At 37.6% G+C, this 19490-nt stretch carries 17 protein-coding genes, 1 tRNA gene and 8 pseudogenes; 21 read left to right on the top strand and 5 right to left on the bottom strand.

The window, feature by feature from the left end:
* The first annotated feature begins 16 nt into the window (after positions 1 to 16).
* The 3 genes and pseudogenes from ARADI_RS14760 (at position 17) to ARADI_RS14750 (ending at position 2732) form a co-directional block, all read left to right on the top strand.
* Positions 17 to 949: pseudogene (locus tag ARADI_RS14760) on the top strand (LysR family transcriptional regulator).
* A gap of 463 nt (positions 950 to 1412) precedes the next feature.
* Positions 1413 to 2276 (top strand): annotated as a pseudogene (locus tag ARADI_RS14755) (MBL fold metallo-hydrolase).
* Positions 2277 to 2300: 24 nt separating this feature from the next.
* Positions 2301 to 2732, top strand: coding sequence for a DsbA family protein (locus tag ARADI_RS14750; RefSeq protein ID WP_119712505.1), 432 nt, complete (start codon positions 2301 to 2303; stop codon positions 2730 to 2732).
* 380 nt (positions 2733 to 3112) lie between these two features.
* Here the strand turns inward: ARADI_RS14750 and ARADI_RS14745 are convergent, their stop codons facing one another.
* The gene (locus tag ARADI_RS14745) at positions 3113 to 3487 is read right to left on the bottom strand and encodes a DUF4354 family protein (RefSeq protein ID WP_182853290.1); all 375 of its coding nucleotides are present in this window, start codon (positions 3485 to 3487) and stop codon (positions 3113 to 3115) included.
* 392 nt (positions 3488 to 3879) lie between these two features.
* Positions 3880 to 4086: a prepilin peptidase gene (locus ARADI_RS14735; RefSeq protein WP_238149518.1), complete on the bottom strand. Its 207-nt coding sequence runs from the start codon at positions 4084 to 4086 to the stop codon at positions 3880 to 3882.
* A gap of 516 nt (positions 4087 to 4602) precedes the next feature.
* Here ARADI_RS14735 and rsmE point away from each other — a divergent pair.
* The 9 genes and pseudogenes from rsmE (at position 4603) to hemW (ending at position 11393) form a co-directional block, all read left to right on the top strand.
* Positions 4603 to 5290, top strand: a pseudogene (rsmE, locus tag ARADI_RS14730) (16S rRNA (uracil(1498)-N(3))-methyltransferase).
* Positions 5291 to 5299: 9 nt separating this feature from the next.
* Positions 5300 to 6265, top strand: coding sequence for a glutathione synthase (gshB, locus tag ARADI_RS14725; protein WP_119712502.1), 966 nt, complete (start codon positions 5300 to 5302; stop codon positions 6263 to 6265).
* A gap of 182 nt (positions 6266 to 6447) precedes the next feature.
* Positions 6448 to 6995 (top strand): annotated as a pseudogene (locus tag ARADI_RS14720) (YqgE/AlgH family protein).
* Positions 6995 to 7414 (top strand): Holliday junction resolvase RuvX, encoded by a 420-nt coding sequence (ruvX, locus tag ARADI_RS14715; protein ID WP_119712501.1) that lies wholly within the window; start codon positions 6995 to 6997, stop codon positions 7412 to 7414. Before ARADI_RS14720 ends, ruvX begins: the two are co-directional and overlap by 1 nt.
* Positions 7415 to 7504: 90 nt before the next feature.
* A pseudogene (locus ARADI_RS14710) lies at positions 7505 to 8189 on the top strand (YggS family pyridoxal phosphate-dependent enzyme).
* 45 nt (positions 8190 to 8234) lie between these two features.
* Entirely contained in the window at positions 8235 to 9056 is an 822-nt protein-coding gene (gene proC, locus ARADI_RS14705) for a pyrroline-5-carboxylate reductase (RefSeq protein WP_119712500.1), read from the top strand.
* 17 nt (positions 9057 to 9073) lie between these two features.
* Positions 9074 to 9661, top strand: a complete 588-nt coding sequence (locus ARADI_RS14700) for a YggT family protein (RefSeq protein WP_119712499.1) — start codon at positions 9074 to 9076, stop codon at positions 9659 to 9661.
* 15 nt (positions 9662 to 9676) lie between these two features.
* A complete protein-coding gene (rdgB, locus tag ARADI_RS14695; RefSeq protein ID WP_119712498.1) occupies positions 9677 to 10270 on the top strand; it encodes an RdgB/HAM1 family non-canonical purine NTP pyrophosphatase in 594 nt (197 codons plus the stop codon).
* Positions 10263 to 11393, top strand: coding sequence for a radical SAM family heme chaperone HemW (gene hemW, locus ARADI_RS14690; protein WP_119712497.1), 1131 nt, complete (start codon positions 10263 to 10265; stop codon positions 11391 to 11393). Before rdgB ends, hemW begins: the two co-directional genes overlap by 8 nt.
* A 255-nt stretch (positions 11394 to 11648) precedes the next feature.
* Here hemW and ARADI_RS14685 read toward each other — a convergent pair whose 3' ends face one another.
* Both ARADI_RS14685 and trmB read right to left on the bottom strand, forming a co-directional pair.
* The gene (locus tag ARADI_RS14685) at positions 11649 to 12005 is read right to left on the bottom strand and encodes a YggL family protein (RefSeq protein WP_119712496.1); all 357 of its coding nucleotides are present in this window, start codon (positions 12003 to 12005) and stop codon (positions 11649 to 11651) included.
* The gene (gene trmB, locus ARADI_RS14680; protein WP_119712495.1) at positions 12005 to 12724 is read right to left on the bottom strand and encodes a tRNA (guanosine(46)-N7)-methyltransferase TrmB; all 720 of its coding nucleotides are present in this window, start codon (positions 12722 to 12724) and stop codon (positions 12005 to 12007) included. Before trmB ends, ARADI_RS14685 begins: the two co-directional genes overlap by 1 nt.
* 247 nt (positions 12725 to 12971) lie before the next feature.
* On the opposite strand from trmB, the gene mutY reads away from it, so the two are divergent.
* From mutY to ARADI_RS19005, 7 genes and pseudogenes are all read left to right on the top strand, one after another.
* A complete protein-coding gene (gene mutY, locus ARADI_RS14675) occupies positions 12972 to 14012 on the top strand; it encodes an A/G-specific adenine glycosylase (RefSeq protein ID WP_119712533.1) in 1041 nt (346 codons plus the stop codon).
* Positions 14013 to 14037: 25 nt separating this feature from the next.
* Positions 14038 to 14310: an oxidative damage protection protein gene (locus tag ARADI_RS14670; protein WP_032115532.1), complete on the top strand. Its 273-nt coding sequence runs from the start codon at positions 14038 to 14040 to the stop codon at positions 14308 to 14310.
* 102 nt (positions 14311 to 14412) lie between these two features.
* Positions 14413 to 15444: pseudogene (gene mltC, locus ARADI_RS14665) on the top strand (membrane-bound lytic murein transglycosylase MltC).
* 178 nt (positions 15445 to 15622) lie between these two features.
* Positions 15623 to 15698 (top strand) — tRNA-Phe (locus ARADI_RS14660).
* Positions 15699 to 16242: 544 nt separating this feature from the next.
* Positions 16243 to 16582: pseudogene (locus tag ARADI_RS14655) on the top strand (Rpn family recombination-promoting nuclease/putative transposase); the annotation flags it as partial.
* Between the two features lie 722 nt (positions 16583 to 17304).
* On the top strand, positions 17305 to 17775 hold the full coding sequence (locus tag ARADI_RS19010) for an Rpn family recombination-promoting nuclease/putative transposase (protein ID WP_238149517.1): 471 nt from the start codon (positions 17305 to 17307) through the stop codon (positions 17773 to 17775).
* Positions 17747 to 17974 carry an Rpn/YhgA-type helix-turn-helix domain-containing protein gene (locus ARADI_RS19005; protein WP_238149516.1) on the top strand — a complete coding sequence of 76 codons (228 nt, stop codon included), beginning with the start codon at positions 17747 to 17749 and terminating at the stop codon, positions 17972 to 17974. The genes ARADI_RS19010 and ARADI_RS19005 overlap by 29 nt, the downstream gene beginning before the upstream one ends.
* A gap of 162 nt (positions 17975 to 18136) precedes the next feature.
* On the opposite strand, the gene ARADI_RS14645 is transcribed toward ARADI_RS19005, so the two are convergent.
* Positions 18137 to 18511 (bottom strand): helix-turn-helix domain-containing protein, encoded by a 375-nt coding sequence (locus ARADI_RS14645; RefSeq protein WP_238149515.1) that lies wholly within the window; start codon positions 18509 to 18511, stop codon positions 18137 to 18139.
* Positions 18512 to 18649: 138 nt separating this feature from the next.
* Here ARADI_RS14645 and ARADI_RS14640 point away from each other — a divergent pair.
* Positions 18650 to 18880 (top strand): annotated as a pseudogene (locus ARADI_RS14640) (Cox family DNA-binding protein).
* Positions 18881 to 19217: 337 nt separating this feature from the next.
* Positions 19218 to 19397: a hypothetical protein gene (locus ARADI_RS14635; protein ID WP_182853287.1), complete on the top strand. Its 180-nt coding sequence runs from the start codon at positions 19218 to 19220 to the stop codon at positions 19395 to 19397.
* Positions 19398 to 19490 lie beyond the last annotated feature (93 nt).

Here is a 19490-nt window from a genome sequence, read left to right as displayed (position 1 = left end):
GCAGCGAGTTATTTAAATGAAAACTTTTTCCTGGCGTCATATAGAAATTTTTCGCGCGGTCATGACCACCAAAAACCTAACCGATGCAGCACAATTAGTTAGAACATCTCAGCCTACCGTCAGCCGTGAAATTAGTCGTCTAGAAAGTCTGTTACGATTTAAGTTATTTGATAGGATCAAAGGACGGCTATTGCCAACGGCTCAGGGATTAAGGTTATTCGCAGAAGTCGAACGTTCTTATTATGGATTAGAAAGGATCTATAATATGGCGGAAATTATCAGACAATTTAGAGATACTCAACTTTCAATTGCCTGTTTACCGGTATTTAGTCAGTCGTTATTACCTAAAGCCTGTAAGCGGTTTCTACTCGATTACCCTGAAGTTAACTTTACCATTACCTCTCAAGAGTCACCTATATTAGAGGAATGGCTTTCGGCACAACATTATGATATAGGTTTGACAGAGAACATCGGCAGATACCCACCGGCACCTCTGGTGACATTTTAACTAGCCTAAATGAAGTCGTTGTGTTACCTCGTATGCACCCACTGAGTAAAAAAATATTTAACTGCTAAAGATTTTAATAATGTTGCTTTTATTAGTCTTTCAATAACGGATAGTTATCGACAAGCCGTTGATACATTTTTTGCAGAACAACATATTAGCCGGCGAATGATAATGGAAGTCCATAATACTTCCTCTGTTTGTGTTATGGTAAGGGAAGGATTAGGTATATCAATCGTCAACCCATTTACCTTTATCGATTTTTTACAGCATGATCCTGATAGCCTTTGCATCAGACCTTTTATTAAACCCATTCCTTTCAATGTCAATTTAATTAAACCAATGCATCGGCCTTCTTCTGAACTTACCGAACGATTTATTCAATGCCTAAAAATTACGATTAAAGAATTTGAAACTCAGTTACTGACTGCCTTTGATTATTGATTATTTTTAATCTGATCCATTAACCAACTTAAGTTTATAGAATTCAATAATAATCTTAATATTATTAACTTCTTTTTAATTAACACAATGATAATTAAAGATAATTAGATTATTTAATAATCTGTCATGCTGAGACAATAGGATCATTTCCTTAGTTAACTGTTTTATTGATAAATTGTCTATCCACAGTAATACTCTTTTATAAATGGGCGAAATTTGCCAAACTAGCGATTAGAATACTATTTGCTGGATAATTGTGAACATTAATGGTTATTAGAGACAAACTAAATTTTTATACCACCAAATTACTGGGGCAATAAAGGTAACAAATCTGGTGAAATGGTGTTGCTATCCAGTGTGGATACTCATTTTTTGCCACACTTTACTGTCAATTGTATTATTTTTCTTCCAATTTTTACTATTTGCTATAAGTGATTCAACATTCAGTATTAAGGAAAACATTATGAAAGTTGTTTCCATTATTACAATGGCAACTCTCTTTACTTTCAGCGCATTAGCTCAAGCCACTAATTTGAAAATATCATTCTACAATCCAGGTGAAAAAAGTATTTTTCCCGTCTCTTCTGAAATTATTAGCGGTGATCACCAAGCAATCCTTATTGATGCACAATTTCAAAAAAATGATGCAGAATAATTAGTTAATCGTATAAAAAAACTAAATAAAAAACTAACAACAATTTATATTAGTCATTCTGATCCCGATTATTATTTTGCATTAGAGATCATTACTAAAGCTTTTCCTAACGCAAAAGTATTAGCAACTGCCGAAACTGTTAAAGCGATAAAAGCGACCAAAGATGGTAAACTGGCCTATTGGGGACCTATATTGAAAGAACATGCACCAACCAAGATTATTGTTCCTGAAGTGTTACAAGGTAATACATTAGTGGTTGATAGTGAAAAAATTAAAATTCAGGGATTAAAAAGTGCCGCACCTGATCGTACTTTTGTCTAGATCCCAAAACTTAAAGCTGTTGTTGGTGGCGTACTTGTCTCTGACAATATCCATGTCTGGACGGCTGATATACAAAGCAAAGCATCTCGCCAAGACTGGCAACAAACCCTTGAAAGTATCAAACAGCTTAAGCCAAAAGTCGTTATTCCCGGTCATTACCTTGAACCATCAGCAAAAGATATTACTACCGTTACTTTTACGCAAAACTATTTAAAAAAACTAGAAAAAGTTTTAGCAAAAAGTAAAAATTCAACTGAAGTTATTGATATGATGCAGCAAGCTTACCCAAATTTAAAGGAGCCTGCTAATCTTGAATTAAGCGCCAAAGTATTGAAGGACGAAATGAAATGACCACAATAATTTCGCGAAGAAAAAATGTCACCAATAACCTTACACTATATTTTTGATCCTTTCTGTGGTTGGTGTTATGGCGCGTCTCTATTGATAGAAATTGCAGCTAGTCAGCAAAATATTAAACTACAACTTCATGGTGGTGGTATGCTGACAGGCCACAACCGAGTAAAAATAGACGATCAATGGCGTCAATTTTTGTTGGATACTGATAAGCAGATAGCCGGTATAACGGGGGAAACATTTGGAGATAATTATTACCAAATGTTACAACAAAATGATGTAATACTTGATTCATTACCACCGATAACAGCAATTATTACCACTGATGAATTAGCAAATAAAAGTTTAGCAATGTTAAACGCCATCCAAACAGGGCACTATATTGATGGCCTTCGGGCTAGTGACGAAAACATTTTATTGCAATTAGCCCAACAGATTGGGCTAGACAAATAGTTATTTCAACAAACTTTTGCCATAAATAAAGATGAACCAACAAACAAGCATATCCAATCAAGTCGTACCTTATTACATCAAGTTGCTCGTTCCGGTTTTCCGATCCTAATTGCTCAGCATAATGAAAACCTTATGGTAATAAATTTAGATAAATATTTTACTCAATCACAACTATGGCAAAAATATCTGGAAAATTTATCGGCGGCTTCCTTATCATAAAAATTATTTATGCTTTTCCATGGATGGAAAGAGGTTAACTATTGTTTATTTAGCATAATAAATTTAAACGCAATTAAAATGGAGCCTTTAGTAATTTAACGCAGCCTATTATTGTAAAGTTAGACTGCGTTTAGAGATTATTTATTTACATTTATCAGTTATTATTTACATTTATCAGTTAATTTAACCACTGCTGCTTTATTAATATCACGATTAATAGATGCAAATACTATCATGCCTTTTGCACTTTCGTTATTTTTTAGCACTTTATTATGTAAATTCTCATCAATAGTATCTACCTTAAACTCTCTTGAACCTAAAAAAGCTTTGAAACAATATTTAGATAGATCAATGTATTTTTCAGACGCATTTACCACCGTAACATGAAATGTTTTTGTGTAATAGGATTTTTTTACAGAAGAAATACTACCGTCTTCTTTTTGGCTAGCAAATACCGTAATACCATCTGGCACAGATGCCATAATTGAAAATGAACAACAGAAAAGAAACGATAATAACAAACTTGCTTTTTTCATTTTAACTTTCCTCATATTTCATCTAACGAGTTAAAAGCACATAAAAATTAATAAAATCTCTTTTCAATAAAAAAATACCAGTCTAAGTTTAACAAAGTTACCCATAGCCCCAAATATCGACATGCTAACTTGTTAGAGAATAATTTTTATGAGCCAATCTTCTTTAAAATATTTAATCAACATTAAACCAATACCTACACTAGCTAATGCAGGGCCAAAAGCAATTTTATTTGGCTTATAGCCTAATCCATAAAAGAATATAATTAAGTAAGCCAAGACAAGCAGATAATAGCATTAAATAAGGTAAAATATATACCCCTAACCAAGCGCCCCATAAGCCGCCACAAGTTTAATATCTCCTTGTGCTAATCCTCTACGGCTTAATAGCTAATTTAAAAAAAACCATAAATAAACCAAAATATTAAATAACTAATCAAGGCACCATAAATAGCTAATAACAACTGTTCATTAGATTGCATGGTATGAAAAAGCAACGCTAACAAAAGTAATGGGTAGACTAATAAATCTGGCAAATAACCTGTCTGATGATCAATAAACGCAAGTAATACGCTAAACCAGACGAAAAAAAGTAAAATCACTATATGGCTAAGATCTGTGATCAGCAAAAATATGATAGTGAAAGGAATAAAAAGAGTAATAAAAAGGCGATATCTACTAGGTGAGTCATGGGACCTATAATTAAATAGATAAAGGGGTAAATAACTAACTAATAAATGGCTTAATGGTAATAAAATAATTGTTATAACAAATGCTTGAATCAACAGCCAATACGAAAAAGTGGTGGGCCATGTGTTGCCATCTTCAAATTCCTTTTTGAAAAAACCGCATTATTCACTCAGCATTCTTTTCCAATATCCATAAATAAAAAAACAATACTTTATAACAATTCTACAATAGATATTAACAATAATCCGGTTGTAAGCGAATTTTTGCGCAAAATAAAAAAGGAAAATCAATAGCTAGCAAGACAGCTTGCTAGTTTATTTTCCCATCTTTATTATAGGCACAATATTTTGCTAGCATCGAATTTATAAGGAAGCATGGCTATGCGCATTCCTCGGATCTATCATCCTAAAGCATTATAATCAGGCGCAATAATATGATTAAGCGATAATGCCACTAACCACGTTAGTCGAGTTCTACGTATGAGTGTAGGACCAAAATATTGAGTTATTTGATGGCAGTAATTCTATTTTCATAGGGCAAATACTTGAAGTTAATAAAAAGTCAGTTAAAGCCCAGCTCGGGCTGGCGACAATAGCAAACAGAGAATCCCCTTTAGATCTCCATCTTGGACAAGTTATTTCTCGTGAAAAAAAAATGGAATTCACTATTCAAAAATCAGTAGAACTGGGCGTCAATATCATTACTCCACTTATTTCTGAACGCTGTAATATTAAATTAGATCCTGGGCGACTCAGTAAAAAGCAACAACAATGGCAGAACATTGCCATTTCTGATTGGGAATAATGTGGACGTAACAAAATTCCCTTAATCCGTCCAGTCATGCCTCTTGAAGCTTGATGCACAGAAAAAGATGATGCATTAAAAATTAATCTCCATCCTAAAGCCCAATCAAGTATTAATACACTGCGCACAGCAGTAAATAAAATTAGGTTACTCATTGGCCCAGAAGGCGGGCTTTCGCTAGATGAAATCATAATGACAACTAATTATCAATTTACTAATATCCTACTTTTTTGGCCTCGGATATTAAAAACAGAAACCACTGCGTTAACTGCAATCACCGCATTACAAGTTCGCTTCGGCGATCTTGGTTAAGGAGACAAAATGTTCAAATTAGGTATTGTGATGGATCCCATCTCAACCATAAAAATTAAAAAAGATAGTAGTTTCGCTATGCTATTAGAAGCACAACGCCATGGATATGAAATTCACTATATGGAAATGGACGATCTCTATTTATTACAAGGTGAAGCATACGGACGTACCAGACAACTGCTTAACATCAAACAAGATACTGCACAATGGTATGAATTTGGTATTGAACAAGATATTGCTTTGAAAAATCTTGATGTTATTTTAATGCGGAAAGATCCCCCCTTTGATACTGAATATATTTATGCCACTTATATTCTTGAAAGGGCAGAACAAGCGGGTAGTCTAATTGTCAATAAACCTCAAAGCCTGCGGGATTGTAACGAAAAATTATTTACCTCCTGGTTTCCTCAGTTAACACCTGATACGTTAGTAACCCGAAATAATAAAAAACTGCGAGAATTTCATCAAAAACATGGTGATGTCATCTTTAAACCTCTAGATGGAATGGGTGGCGCATCGATTTTCCGTTTAAAGAAAGATGATCTTAATGTCAGTGTCATTATTGAAACATTAACTCAACATGGCCAGCGGTTCTGTATGGCTCAGGATTACTTACCTGCTATCAAGCAAGGTGATAAACGGGTGTTGGTTGTCGATGGTGAACCAGTTCCTTATTGCTTAGCTCGTATTCCTGCTCAAGGTGAAACGCGAGGAAATTTAGCAGCAGGAGGATATGGTGAAGCGAGACCATTGACAGAAAGCGATTGGAAAATTGCCAGAACGGTGGCACCTATATTAAAGGAAAAAGGATTAATTTTCGTTGGCTTAGATATTATTGGTGATCGCTTAACCGAAATTAATGTTACCAGTCCTACCTGTATACGTGAAATTGAAGCGGCATTTTCGGCTATATCAATTACAGGTATGTTATTTGATGCAATAGAAAAACGACTGGCTGCAAAAACAGTAAATTAACCACAGCTAACTGAATAATAAGATAGGATACTATAAATGTTTTCTATTGTTATAAAATATTAATATCTTACAGTCAGCCGAAAATAAAATTTAAACAATCGCGAATGTGTTTCATTAATTATTTTTTAATTTTTTAATTCAGGTATATTTTATTGATAATTCAGGAAAATAAGTTTAATAATATGAATTTACAAAACCACCTTCTCATTGCCATACCAACGTTATTAGATCCGTATTTTCAAAAGTCGGTGGTTTATATCTGTGAGCATAATGAAAAAGGTGCTATAGGTCTCGTTATCAATAGACAAATTGAACAAATTTCAATCAATAGCACATTAAAACGACAGAATACGATCATATAACTGAATTAAGTCAACCTGTTTTTTCTGGTGGCCCGATCGCAGAAGCTCATCGTTTTATTCTACATTCGCCACAAAATAGTTTTAGCTCTACCCTAAAGCTTTCTGATGAAATTATGATCAAAACGTCAAAAGACATTTTCGAAACTTTAGACACTACCAAACAACCAGAAAAAACACTTATCGCCTTGCGATATTCAAGCTGGGAACAAAGGCAATTGGAAAAAGAGATAATGGAAAATAGTTGGCTAACCGCCAAAGCAAATAGCAATATCATTTTTCACACCCCCATTTCTGAACGTTGGCGTGAAGCGGCTGCTTTAATTGGGATTGATATCTTTAATATTTCAAATCAAGCGGGTAATGCATAATGGCAAACAGAACAATTATTGCTTTTGATTTCGGTACACTGAGTATAGGTATCGCCATTGGGCACGAAATTACAGCAACTGCACGCCCTTTAACTGCAATAAAAGCAAAAGATGGTAAGCCCAACTGGTTAGACATTGAAAAAATAATACAAGAGTCTCAACCTGAACTGGCTATTGTTGGACTTCCGCTCAATATGGACGGAACAGAGCAGCCAATAAGTAATCAAGCCCGTAAATTTGCTAATCGTCTGCATGGGCGCTTTGGTATCCAAGTTACATTACACGATGAACGCTTAACAACAATAGAAGCGCGAGCACAACTATTTAATCAGGGTGGCTATCGGGCGTTAAATAAAAGTAAGATTGATTCCATTTCTGCTGTCATTATTTTAGAAAGTTGGTTTGAACAACATGCTTAATCAGCATAATTATAATAGACTGTCAGGCATAGCCGTGACAATGAAATTATGTTTTTATCCTATTTCATTTTTATTTAGCATCTAAATTTTATGAAAACAATTCAACAAAACCTGGGTAATGTCAAAAACCGCATTATACAAGCGGCCAATAAATATCATCGAGAGCCAGAAGATATTACTCTGCTGGCTGTCAGTAAAACTAAATCTTGTGATGCAATTCAAGAGGCTATCAATGCCGGTCAATACCAGTTTGGCGAAAATTATCTGCAAGAAGGGATAGAAAAAATCGCCTATTTTAGTAACAAACAAGATTTAATATGGCATTTTATCGGCGCGCTACAATCCAATAAAAGTCGATTAGTAGCAGAGCATTTTGATTGGTGTCATACTATTGATAGATTAAAAATAGCACAACGATTAAATAATCAGCGTCCGATAATTAAAGCGCCACTAAACGTGCTAATCCAAATTAATATCAGTGATGAAATAAGTAAATCAGGTATCACACCAGCAGAGTTAGATAAATTAGCGGCTGAAATGTATTATTACCAAACCTAAAATTACGTGGTTTAATGGCAATTCCAGCACCAAATAATTGAGCTTAGCCAACAGATGTCAATTTTTCGTAATATGGAAAATTTATTAAATCAGTTAAAAAAACAATATCCAGATATTGATACACTTTCAATGGGCATGACCGCATGATCTTGATATTGCAATTGCTTGTCGTTCAACATTAGTTAGAATTAGCACAGCTATTTTTGGTTCCCGATAATGAATCAATTTGAAAATTAAAGCAATCAATAAAAGGAGCAATATAATGCAACAGCGAAAAATTACTTTTATCGGCGCTGGGAATATGGCTCACGCGATTATTGCCGGATTAATTTCAGCCGGCTATCCGGCAAATAACATCACAGTCTGCTCCCCCACCACCAAAAATCGCGATCAACTGGTAAAAAAATATGGTATACACGGAAAAAGCGATAACAGTGATGCAAGCAAACATGCAGATGTTATTATGCTTGCTGTTAAGCCCCAGATTATGGAAACTGTTTGTCAACCACTAAAAGAACAGGTTAATTTTGCCAATAAACTAGTTTTGACAATTGCCGCTGGAATTCCAGTGAAACGTTATCAACAATATCTCGCGCCTAACATAAATCTGCTGCGTGTTATGCCTAACACACCATCTCTAGTAGGCCAAGGTGTTAGTGGTTTGTATGCCATGGATTCAGTATTAGAGAATGATAAAACTTTTGCCACAGAACTAATGGCTAGTGTTGGCAAAGTTTTCTGGCTGACTAACGAAGCTGCAATTAATGATATTATTGCCGTTACTGGTAGTGCACCTGCTTACTTTTTCCTATTTATGGAATTAATCCAACAGGAAGCTGAACGACTTGGTTTTGATAGTAAAATAGCAAGAGAGCTGGTTTTATACACCGCCCAAGGTTCTGCTGCTCTGGCGGCAAGCAAATCAGATCTCTCTTTTGCGACACTAAGAGAACAAGTGACTTCGAAAGACGGCACTACGGCTAAAGCCTTAGAGCAGTTTTACCAAGCTAATTTAGCTCAAATTATCACCAACGCAATGAGTGCTGCAATCCGCCGCGCTGAAGAAATGGAAAAACAATATTGATTTATCAGGATAATTAAATGCAATTTTTAACTTTTATCGTACCAACCATTATTCAACTATACATAATTATTCTATTGCTACGAGTTTGGATGCAATGGGTCAGAGCGGATTTCTATAATCCATTTTCCCAATTTGTGGTCAAAATAACTCAACCCATTGTAGGACCCTTACGGCGCTTTATTCCTGCCATTGGAGCGATTGATACCGCAACTTTATTGGTCGCCTATATTCTTACCATAGCCAATATTCTTTTTGTCATGTGGGCAACAAACACGCTCGCTTTAATCAGCATAGCGCTATTACCTATTAGCTTTATTCAATTATTAACTTATGCCGGCAAGTTAGTTTTTTGGCTGATCTTAATTCGAGCTATTCTTAGTTGGATAAGCCAAGGCCGTAATCCTATTGATTATATGCTTATGCAATTAACTGAACCTTTAATGTCACATATTCGTCGTATTATCCCTGCTATGGGCGGATTAGATTTCTCGGCCATGATAGTAATGCTGATTTTGATTGCTTTAAATTATCTGCGCCTGGATATTCTGCTATTTATTGATCCGACTATTGCCAGCATACTCTATTCAGTTGGCTATTTAATGTAAAGGTGAGCAAATTTCATGCATAAAGTGATATTAGCAACAGGTAATCCCAGCAAGGTAAGTGAATTCGCTGATCTGTTAAAAGAGTGTAACTTAAATATTATTGCCCAAACTGAGTTATCTATTAGTGCAATTGAAGAAACTGGGTTAACCTTTATTGAGAATGCGATATTAAAAGCACGTCATGCAGCAAAAGCTTCTGGTTTCGTGGCCATTGCCGATGATTCAGGTCTTTCGGTTAATGTATTAAAAGGTGCACCGGGGATCTATTCAGCTCGCTTCGTGGGTAAAAATGCATCTGACGAAGAAAATTTGCACAAACTATTATCCATCATGAAAGATATCCCGGATAACCAACGCCAAGCTCAATTCCATTGTGTACTCGTTTATCTACGCCATTTTGCTGACCCAACACCGATTATATGTCACGGTATATGGCAAGGTGTGATAACCCATGAACCTAAAGGTAGCAACGGTTTTGGTTATGATCCGATTTTTTATGACAGCAAACTAAAACTTACCGCAGCTCAATTAACCAAAGCGCAAAAAAATGCAGTATCGCATCGTGGGCAAGCATTAAAGATGTTATTAGGATCTTTAACTAATGCTTAAATTACCGCCATTGAGTCTGTATGTGCATATTCCCTGGTGCGTGCAAAAATGCCCTTATTGTGATTTTAATTCACATGCACTAAAAGGTGAGTTGCCCCAACAAGAATATGTCACACATCTACTAACCGATCTTCAAACTGACCTTGCACTGATAAATGGTCGTCAAGTTAATAGTATTTTTATTGGTGGCGGTACACCCAGTCTACTTGACGCTAAGGCAATTCAATCTTTACTTGATGGTATACGTCAAAGATTATCGCTGGCAGCTGATGCCGAAATCACCATGGAAGCAAATCCTGGTACCGTTGAGGCTGAACGTTTTAGCCAATATCAACAGGCTGGCATTAATCGAATTTCTATTGGAGTACAAAGTTTTGCTGCCGATAAACTCACAAGATTAGGCAGAATACATGGCCCCCAAGAAGCTATCCAAGCCGCTTTTCTGGCTTCAGCATTAAATTTACGTAGTTTTAATCTTGATCTAATGCATGGTTTACCTGATCAATCACTTGAACAGGCACTTTCTGATCTACAACAAGCAATTGATTTATCTCCGCCCCATATTTCTTGGTATCAATTAACGATTGAACCGAATACCCATTTTGGCTCCTGCCCGCCAGTATTACCTAATGATGATGCGCTGTGGAAGATTTTTTCAGAAGGACATCAACTACTTAATAAAGCCGGATATCAACAATATGAAATATCTGGTTATGCCAAGCCTGGCTATCAGTGTCAGCACAATTTAAATTATTGGCGTTTTGGCGATTATCTAGGAATTGGCTGTGGCGCACACAGAAAAATCTCTTTTGCCGATGGTCGTATTTTGCGAACAATGAAAACAAAACATCCCCGTGGCTATCTATCGGGGAACTATCTCTATCAGCAAAAGGAAGTAAACCAACCAGATAGACCTTTTGAATTCTTTATGAATCGTTTTCGCTTACTTGAGGCATTACCAAGAAAGGATTTTATTGATTACACCGGTTTAACGGAAAATGTCATTCGCCGTCAACTTGATAACGCTCTGGAGCAAGGTTATATCACAGAAACAGAATCGAGCTGGCAGATCACCGAACAAGGCAAATTATTTCTTAATTCTTTGTTAGCACTATTTTTATAAAGTCATTTACATCCCACCTTAGATGGGATGTAAATGACGGCATATTATTCTACTTTTCTGATCAACTATACTCTTTTATCTACTATAGTATTTCTATGCTTGCCATCTGTATCACCAATAACCTGTTCATGTAGTGATTGAATAGTTTCCGCACTGATAAGAGGACTTTTATTTTCAATTAGAACCTTAATGGTATCATACCTACCATTCGGCCAATCAATGGGATTACCGTTTGTCAACGACTGAATGAAAATATCAATATGAGGAGCTACGGCATACAGTAGTAGCATCCCACAAAATATCAAATAATTCAGAAGTAACCACCTTTTTCATACCGTGATTTTTTAACCATTCTTCTACTAATTTACGATGCTCTTCTATACATTTACCAGTTTTCTCCATACAGATCAATCCTTCCCAATCTAAATAACCACTGGCGTCCATCACTAAACCGTTAGGTTGAATAAGCTCTATAATAAAGGTATCAACCATACTATCAATCTTATCAACGGGCGTTTTAGCGGGAAAAGACCAATTTACTGAGAAACCAACCTCTTGAAATTCGTCTATATGTAGTTTTTTACGTAAACGACGGCTACGCTGTTTAGGCATTATTTTATCCTCTCAAACATAAGATCAAATACTCCATGGCCTAACTGTTGGCCACGCTTTTCAAATTTAGTCACCGGTCGCGGAGCGGGTCGCTGAACATAATCGCCTGCTGCTGACAAATTTCGATAATCACTGATTTCACGTATTACATTTAACATATGCTCGGCATAAGGCTGCCAATCGGTTGCCATATGAAATATACCACCTAATTCCAATTTATGTAAAACAAGCTTAGCAAAGGACTGCTGCACAATTCGGCGCTTATTATGCCTTACTTTATGCCAGGGATCAGGGAAAAAAAGTTGCACCATATTTAACGAACCATCTGGCAACATTTTCTCCAATACTTCAATTGCGTCATAACACATAACCCGTAAATTACTCAGATTGGCTTCTTTCGCCGCTGCCAAACAAGCACCAATTCCCGGTGTATGGACTTCAATACCGAGAAAATTTTTAACCGGATTTTGTTCGGCCATGGCAACTAATGATGCCCCCATACCAAAACCAATTTCCAGGATCACCGGCGCATCATTGTCAAATAGTGAATCAAATGATAGAGGCTCGCCGGTAAAATTTACCCCCATCTCAGGCCATAACACTTGCAGCGCATTTTCCTGACGAGGAGTTAATCTCCCCTGACGGCGGACAAAGCTACGAACACGACGTATTACTTTGCCCTCTTCATTAACTTCTGGAGTAATAACATTTTTCATCATAAATATTGAGATTATTTTTACCAATTAATACTATTCCATAATAGAGATAATTATATTATGAGCAGTTGAATATGAAAATGGCAGGTAAAAAGCATTACTCTATTGACGGCATAAAAAGCTTCATCAAAGCTAATATCTGGCTAAAGAGTAAATATTTATTCCTTGCGGAAAAAACAACTAGCAATGATACCATCGCTCGTATCAAATGCTACTTTTTATAAAACTGTTTAGGGTAAAGACTTTTTATATGGATACACTGCAATTGTCGCAAGCTATACTTAACTGGTATCATCGTTATGGGCGCAAAACACTTCCCTGGCAACGAGAAAAATCCCCCTATCACGTCTGGTTATCTGAAGTAATGTTGCAGCAAACACAGGTCGCTACCGTGATCCCCTATTTTGAGAAATTTATTAGCCATTTCCCTGACATCACATCTTTAGCCAATGCCCCGCAAGATGAAATTTTACACCTATGGACAGGCCTAGGTTACTATGCCAGAGCCCGTAATTTGCATAAAGCAGCACAACAAATTGTGGCTAAATATGATGGCCATTTTCCCAATAAATTCGAACAAATTATTTCACTTCCAGGCATCGGACGCTCCACTGCTGGCGCTATTTTATCGTTATCCCAAAACCAATATTTCCCGATCCTGGATGGTAATGTCAAACGCGTGCTTACTCGTTACTATGGAATTGATGGTTGGCCTGGTAAAAAAGAAGTTGAAAACCAACTTTGGGCTATCAGTACTCTGTTAACTCCTGCAAATGATGCTCAATATTTTAATCAGGCGATGATGGATCTAGGTGCTATGATCTGTAGTCGTAGTAAACCTAAATGCGAACTCTGCCCGTTACAAAAAGGTTGCTATGCTTTTATGAACCATAGCTGGCAAAATTTTCCAGCCAAAAAACCTAAACAGCAAATTCCCACCAAATGTGGCTGGTTTTTGATCCTACAATATGAAAATTCAATTTGGCTGGAGAAGCGTCCTCCTTCTGGTATTTGGGGAGGCTTATATATTTTTCCACAATTTGATACGCTTGATGCACTAAACGAGTGGCTTAATAATTCCGGTATTGTATATAACAAAATTGAGCAATTAATTACATTTCATCATCCCTTTAGCCACTTTCATTTAGATGTTATACCTATTTATGTCACTATTAATCAGTTTTCTGCTTGTATGGATGAAACACAAGGACTTTGGTATAACTTACAGCAAGATATAAAAATTGGCTTAGCAGCACCGGTTGAAAACTTACTTAAACAATTTAGATATTAACTTTACCATTCTGAGGATCCACTTAATGAGTAGAACTATTTTTTGTACTTTTTTACAACGTGAAGCTGAAGGTTTGGATTTTCAGCTTTATCCTGGTGAAATAGGTAAACGGATTTTTAATCAAATATCTAAAGAAGCCTGGGGACAATGGATGAGCAAACAAACCATGCTGATCAATGAAAAAAAGCTTAGCACGATGAATCCTGAAGACCGAAAGCTATTAGAGCAAGAGATGGTAAAATTTCTGTTTGAAGGGCAAGAAATTCATATTGAAGGCTACACCCCGCCTGAAAAATAATTGTTAACCCCCTCAGAATTTTTTCCATTCTGATGGTTTTTTATCTGACAAACAGTGAATGATATGAAAAAGCTGCTGCTCCCTCTGATCATTGTCTAACTTTTGCTGGCTTGTCCCAGTAAAAAAGAGTTCTCATTTCATCCTGAATACATCAAAGATACCAATGGATTTGATATTTTAGTTCAGCAATTTGCTCACAATATTGAGAATATTTGGGGAATTCAGGAAGTGCTGATTGCTGGGCCAAAAGATTATGTCAAATATACTGATCAATACCAAACCCGTAGCCATATTAATTTTGACAGCGGCAGCATCACAATTGAAACCATCGCTGGCATAGAACCAAAGGAATACTTAAAAAAAGCCATTGTTACTACTTTATTGATCGGCGATGATCCAGGCGCTATTGATCTCTCTTCTGATATTAATAATATCGCTATCAGTAAAGAGCCTTTTTTATATGGACAAGTACTTGATCACGCGAATCAACCGATCCGCTGGGAATGGCGAGCAACAAAATTTGCCGACTATCTATTAGAAAATAAATTACAGCGACGTCAGTCACGATTACACGTTATCTGGTCAATTACTATCCAATTAGTGCCTAATCCCCTGGATAAACGTGCTTATAAATATTTACCATATATCCGCCAGGCAGCGGCAAAATATGGCGTTGATCAATCGTTGATCTTGGCAATTATGCAAATAGAGTCTAGTTTTAATCCTTAAGCAGTCAGTCGCTCTGATGCTTTAGGTTTAATGCAAATTATGCCAAACACTGCTGGCAGAGACGTTTTTCGTGCCCAAGGAAAATCAGGCATACCAAGTCGCAATTATTTATTTTGATCCTGCCAATAATATTGATCTGGGAACCGCCTATTTATCATTGCTACAAAACACTTATTTAGGTGAAATCACTAATGCTACCTTGCGCCGCTATGCGATCATCACTGCCTATAATGGTGGAGCCGGTAGTGTATTAAGAGTATTCCATAACGATAAAAACTAGCAGCACAGATTATTAACCAAATGCCACCAGGTGATGTTTACCAAACATTAATGACTAAACATCCGGCTGCTCAATCACGTAATTATCTGATTAAAGTAAATAATGCGCAGAAAAATTATCGTTAACAGCCTTTTTACTTAGTTAAGTTGGTACCCTTATAATAAAGGGTACCATTTCTAATCGGCAAAAAAGCTTCGAACAATTTTTATATACCACTTGTTAACTTATTGAAAAAAATAAGAAAGCTTATTGCAATAATTTTAATTGACGAAAATATCATAATCAGGTTTAATACGCCCTGTTGCCCGGATAGCTCAGTCGGTAGAGCAGAGGATTGAAAATCCTCGTGTCGGTGGTTCGATTCCGCCTCCGGGCACCATGATTTCAAGGGGTTACGTTCGTAGCCTCTTACCATTCAGAATATCCCGTTTTGTGATTTGCGTAACTATGCAATATGACTCAAATGGATCGTTTTAACAAAAAAGTATTTAAAGCCACTGAGAAGCGAACCATCCGGCAACTTGTATGTAAGCGTGGCTTTGTTGAATAATAGGGAATCATGCTGTTTTGACATGCCTGTTTTGGTCAAATATACTTGTCACTCTTGCGTGCTCCTCCCTATTCTGACTTTAACCTACTGATTTTACGTTAGGAGAGTTCGATGTCTTTGTAAGTTCGCAGCATAATCTCTATTTATTCAATAACGCCTGTAAGCGTAAGAATGTGGATAGTGTGAAGGATTAAATAGATAGCTGGCTTACGGAAGCTAACCAGGGCAACTTGTTGATACCGATACGCTGACTCATGAGCTAAGTACAAACCCCTCTAGCTCGCTGAAGAAGCTGAGATTTTGATGGCATATCGCAACCTTCCCAAGGTATACTTTGCCGATGAAAAAAACTTCACTATCCTAACACGACGCTCTGTTCAATAAGTTTCTTGGCGATATTGCTATAGTTAGAGACTTTCTAGAAGCCCATTTGCCGCCTCATCTGCTAGAACATTGCGATTTTAATACTCTTGCTATGGAGTCAGGCAGCTTTATCGAAGACGACCTGCGCACCCAGTGTTCAAATATACTCTACTCTGTGCAGACGAATTCGGGGAAAGGTTATATATACAGTAGTCGAGCACCAGAGCCGTCCTGAAAAGCTAATGGCATTCAGGCTTCTACGGTACAGTGTAGCAGCCATACAGCTGCACCTTGAACAAGGCAATGACTCTTTGCCTGTCTTGATCCCGCTGTTATTCTATGTGCGACCAGAAAAGTCGCTTGTTATGTCTGCTGTACAAGAAGATACAGCCAGGTGTTCCGTCACCTGCACCTACCCCAGGCCATGCGTAGCCGGAAACAGCTAGGTGTGAAGCGCTTGGCACAATGTACCTCTAGTGAAAACATAAGGCGCCTCTGCAAAGAGAACTGAAGACTGCAAGCATCATGCGGCGAGAGGGATAGGTGAAGTAATAAGGTTAGCGTAAGCGAAGTTCTGCGTAATCATCGTGAGCAGCGAAATAGCCAAAGATGCTGATAGGCTGTGACCAAAAGGTATGTGGAAGGTCTAACGTTTGTAGAATGCGTTAGCGCGGACAATCATCCAACGGTGAAGAGGAGCAACCTAAGTTACTGATGGCAAGCAAGCGGAACTGGGTAAGCCATTGCCTTGATTAAAGGCAGGGTAAAGGAGTCTGGAAAAAGCGAAGGCGTACCTGTAATGGGCAGGATAAACAGATTCACTTTGTTACCGGTAACGGGGCTGACTTCCAGATGGTGTGAAATCACAAGGACCTTGTTCACTTTCTTTATCAGGAAGACGAATAGAAATGACCGATGTCATTAGCGCTCCTGAGGACCAAGTAACCTGGGCCAGTATCAATTGGCGACAAATTGAGATGCAGGTTCGAAAGATACAAGTGAGAATTGTGAAGGCGGTGCAACTCCATAGTCGAACCACCGCTGGGTTATCAGTATCTGATAGCCTTTCTTCATGCTTGAGAAGTATGCGGGGAAACTCGCACGTACGGTTCTTAGGGGGCGTCGGCCCAGAAATGGGCTGCTGCTACCCGACCACGGCACCACATCACCCTATCCGTACACTACCCAATGGTTTGATTGCTTTGCTGACCCTGAACTGGCAGAATCAGTCTATAGACAAGCGTTCCCGCTGGTTGATATCACAACGATACCGGATGAGAAGATCCTGACGCACCGCCGAGTAGCTCTCCTGCAACTGGTACAAAAGCACATCCGAACGCGAGATATGTTGGAACTTGCCGTAGAGTTAGCTAATCTAATAGAAAAATGGCAGTATTCCAAAGAACAATGCAAGAGCTTATTATATTATATAGCTAAAGCAGGAAACACGATTGACGGCGAGGGATTCATACGTACCCTTGCGGAAAAAGCACCGACTTACCGGGAGGGATTTTATGACGATTGCAGAGCAATTAGAGGCTAAAGGCGAGGCTAGAGGCATCCAACTAGGCAAGCAGGAAGGTTACCAGCTAGGTCGACAAGATCGGGTTAATGAGGGATTGCAGCAGGGCGAGAAAGCCGCTTCTCGTAAAATTGCACAACAGTTATTAGTCAACGGCGCAGAGCGAAATCTGATAAAGATTGCCACTGGTCTTTCAGATAGTGAACTAGATAAACTATGAGGCAAGAAGCTAGCTTGCCTCTACCTCTAGCTAATAGGTAAATTTTTAAATAAAAGAATACATTATTTATATGTTTGACTATTTTTTTCAGCAGAAACTATTCTGATTTTCTAGCTAGTTATATCACTATTCTTTCTGCGATCATCCAGAAATCATATAGCGCTAGCAGCCATTTACCTTCGTATGGAAGGATTTTTTTTGATCTTTCTTCTCCGAGATCTCTGAGCCACTGAGAGAGAAAGCCGGTTCGACTTGTCCGGCTTCGGGGTTAGCTTCACCTCTCATTAGCCACATAGTATATTTCCCAAATCTAGAATGTTTGACTATTTTATCAATAACACTCAATCCAACATCTCGCTGTCCTGTTTCATAATTTCTTATAGCACCAAGGCTTACACCTGTTAATTGAGAAAACTCTGGTTGAGTTAGTCTTTCTGCTCGACAAATTTTTCTCAGTTTTTCTCCATATTCACTGGACATAATCTTCTCCAGACGACTATGATTAATAAAAATCCTCAATTGAGGATTTTTATACATAGACAAATGCTGCCAAATTCGATCGAGCTTCGGCAAATTGCAGCAAATGCACCTCAGTGTTAAGCATAACAGATTCAAGCACTATTTTGATGATTTGAAGGGTCAGGAACGGTCTACAGCGGTCTAGAAGGATCTGAAATACATGAGGGCACAGGGCAATATCCGGTTGACGAAGTGACGATAGAAAAGTTTGCCTAGTTGATCGGTAAGACAGATGAAGCCGTTAGGGTCATGATTAAACGAGAAAAATTGCATATGGTGGACTTTCAAGACCCGAACAAACCGAATTCACGGGTAAGTGAAACGTGGATATACCTACCTGAATTCAACTGCATAGTCCGAGAAGCCTACTTTAACCGTCCCGCATAAGAACGTGATGCTTGGCTTAAATGGCTTGGTTTGTAATTACCAAGCAAGAAATTTGAATAAAAGTCCATAGCTAGCGTTTGCCGCTGAACTGCTCTTTAACATTTTGGTATCAGCAAAAAAAGTCTGTGAAACGGATGGTGGGGAAGTTGCGCCTGTAATTTGCTGATAGCTTTGTAGGTTGTTTATACGAAGCGGAGTTGAGCCTACTTTCGTAGGGACTTTCCAGCCGGAGTATGCCGATACAGGTGTACACAAACCCCAAATAACCAATAGGTGGATTTGTAGTAAGTATTTTTCATGCTTAGCATAAATCTTCTTATAGAGGAGACATTTATCAATGAATGCTCGTCAACGTTGCCGTGAACGGCGGCAAATGCACTATAGAGATCAGTATAGAATACGTACAATAAGATTAAATTTACTAAAAAAATGCTCAACCGAAGAAATCATTAATCGTGTATGGAGTGAACATCACACACAAGAAAATGCTATTGTGGAACCTGCTGGTTGCATTTAAAAATCAATTAGATAGACATCCCACAGACAGTATCAACAACCGCTGTCTAACAAAAACTTATCTTTATACGGTGAAGAACCGTTATCCTCACAG

Source organism: Arsenophonus endosymbiont of Aleurodicus floccissimus (genome assembly GCF_900343025.1).
Lineage (GTDB): Bacteria > Pseudomonadota > Gammaproteobacteria > Enterobacterales > Enterobacteriaceae > Arsenophonus.
Note: the sequence above shows the minus strand (reverse complement) of the source record. Positions and strands in the feature narration are given on the sequence as shown.

Bases quoted from the DNA above. Each gene is read 5' to 3' on its own strand.
- ARADI_RS14750 (WP_119712505.1), top strand. From the start codon at position 2,301: ATGTCACCAATAACCTTACACTATATTTTTGATCCTTTCTGTGGTTGG.
- ARADI_RS14745 (WP_182853290.1), bottom strand. From the start codon at position 3,487: ATGAAAAAAGCAAGTTTGTTATTATCGTTTCTTTTCTGTTGTTCATTT.
- gshB (WP_119712502.1), top strand. From the start codon at position 5,300: ATGTTCAAATTAGGTATTGTGATGGATCCCATCTCAACCATAAAAATT.
- ruvX (WP_119712501.1), top strand. From the start codon at position 6,995: ATGGCAAACAGAACAATTATTGCTTTTGATTTCGGTACACTGAGTATA.
- proC (WP_119712500.1), top strand. From the start codon at position 8,235: ATGCAACAGCGAAAAATTACTTTTATCGGCGCTGGGAATATGGCTCAC.
- ARADI_RS14700 (WP_119712499.1), top strand. From the start codon at position 9,074: ATGCAATTTTTAACTTTTATCGTACCAACCATTATTCAACTATACATA.
- rdgB (WP_119712498.1), top strand. From the start codon at position 9,677: ATGCATAAAGTGATATTAGCAACAGGTAATCCCAGCAAGGTAAGTGAA.
- hemW (WP_119712497.1), top strand. From the start codon at position 10,263: ATGCTTAAATTACCGCCATTGAGTCTGTATGTGCATATTCCCTGGTGC.
- ARADI_RS14685 (WP_119712496.1), bottom strand. From the start codon at position 12,005: ATGCCTAAACAGCGTAGCCGTCGTTTACGTAAAAAACTACATATAGAC.
- trmB (WP_119712495.1), bottom strand. From the start codon at position 12,724: ATGATGAAAAATGTTATTACTCCAGAAGTTAATGAAGAGGGCAAAGTA.
- mutY (WP_119712533.1), top strand. From the start codon at position 12,972: ATGGATACACTGCAATTGTCGCAAGCTATACTTAACTGGTATCATCGT.
- ARADI_RS14670 (WP_032115532.1), top strand. From the start codon at position 14,038: ATGAGTAGAACTATTTTTTGTACTTTTTTACAACGTGAAGCTGAAGGT.
- ARADI_RS19010 (WP_238149517.1), top strand. From the start codon at position 17,305: ATGCTTGAGAAGTATGCGGGGAAACTCGCACGTACGGTTCTTAGGGGG.
- ARADI_RS19005 (WP_238149516.1), top strand. From the start codon at position 17,747: ATGACGATTGCAGAGCAATTAGAGGCTAAAGGCGAGGCTAGAGGCATC.
- ARADI_RS14645 (WP_238149515.1), bottom strand. From the start codon at position 18,511: ATGTATAAAAATCCTCAATTGAGGATTTTTATTAATCATAGTCGTCTG.
- ARADI_RS14635 (WP_182853287.1), top strand. From the start codon at position 19,218: ATGAATGCTCGTCAACGTTGCCGTGAACGGCGGCAAATGCACTATAGA.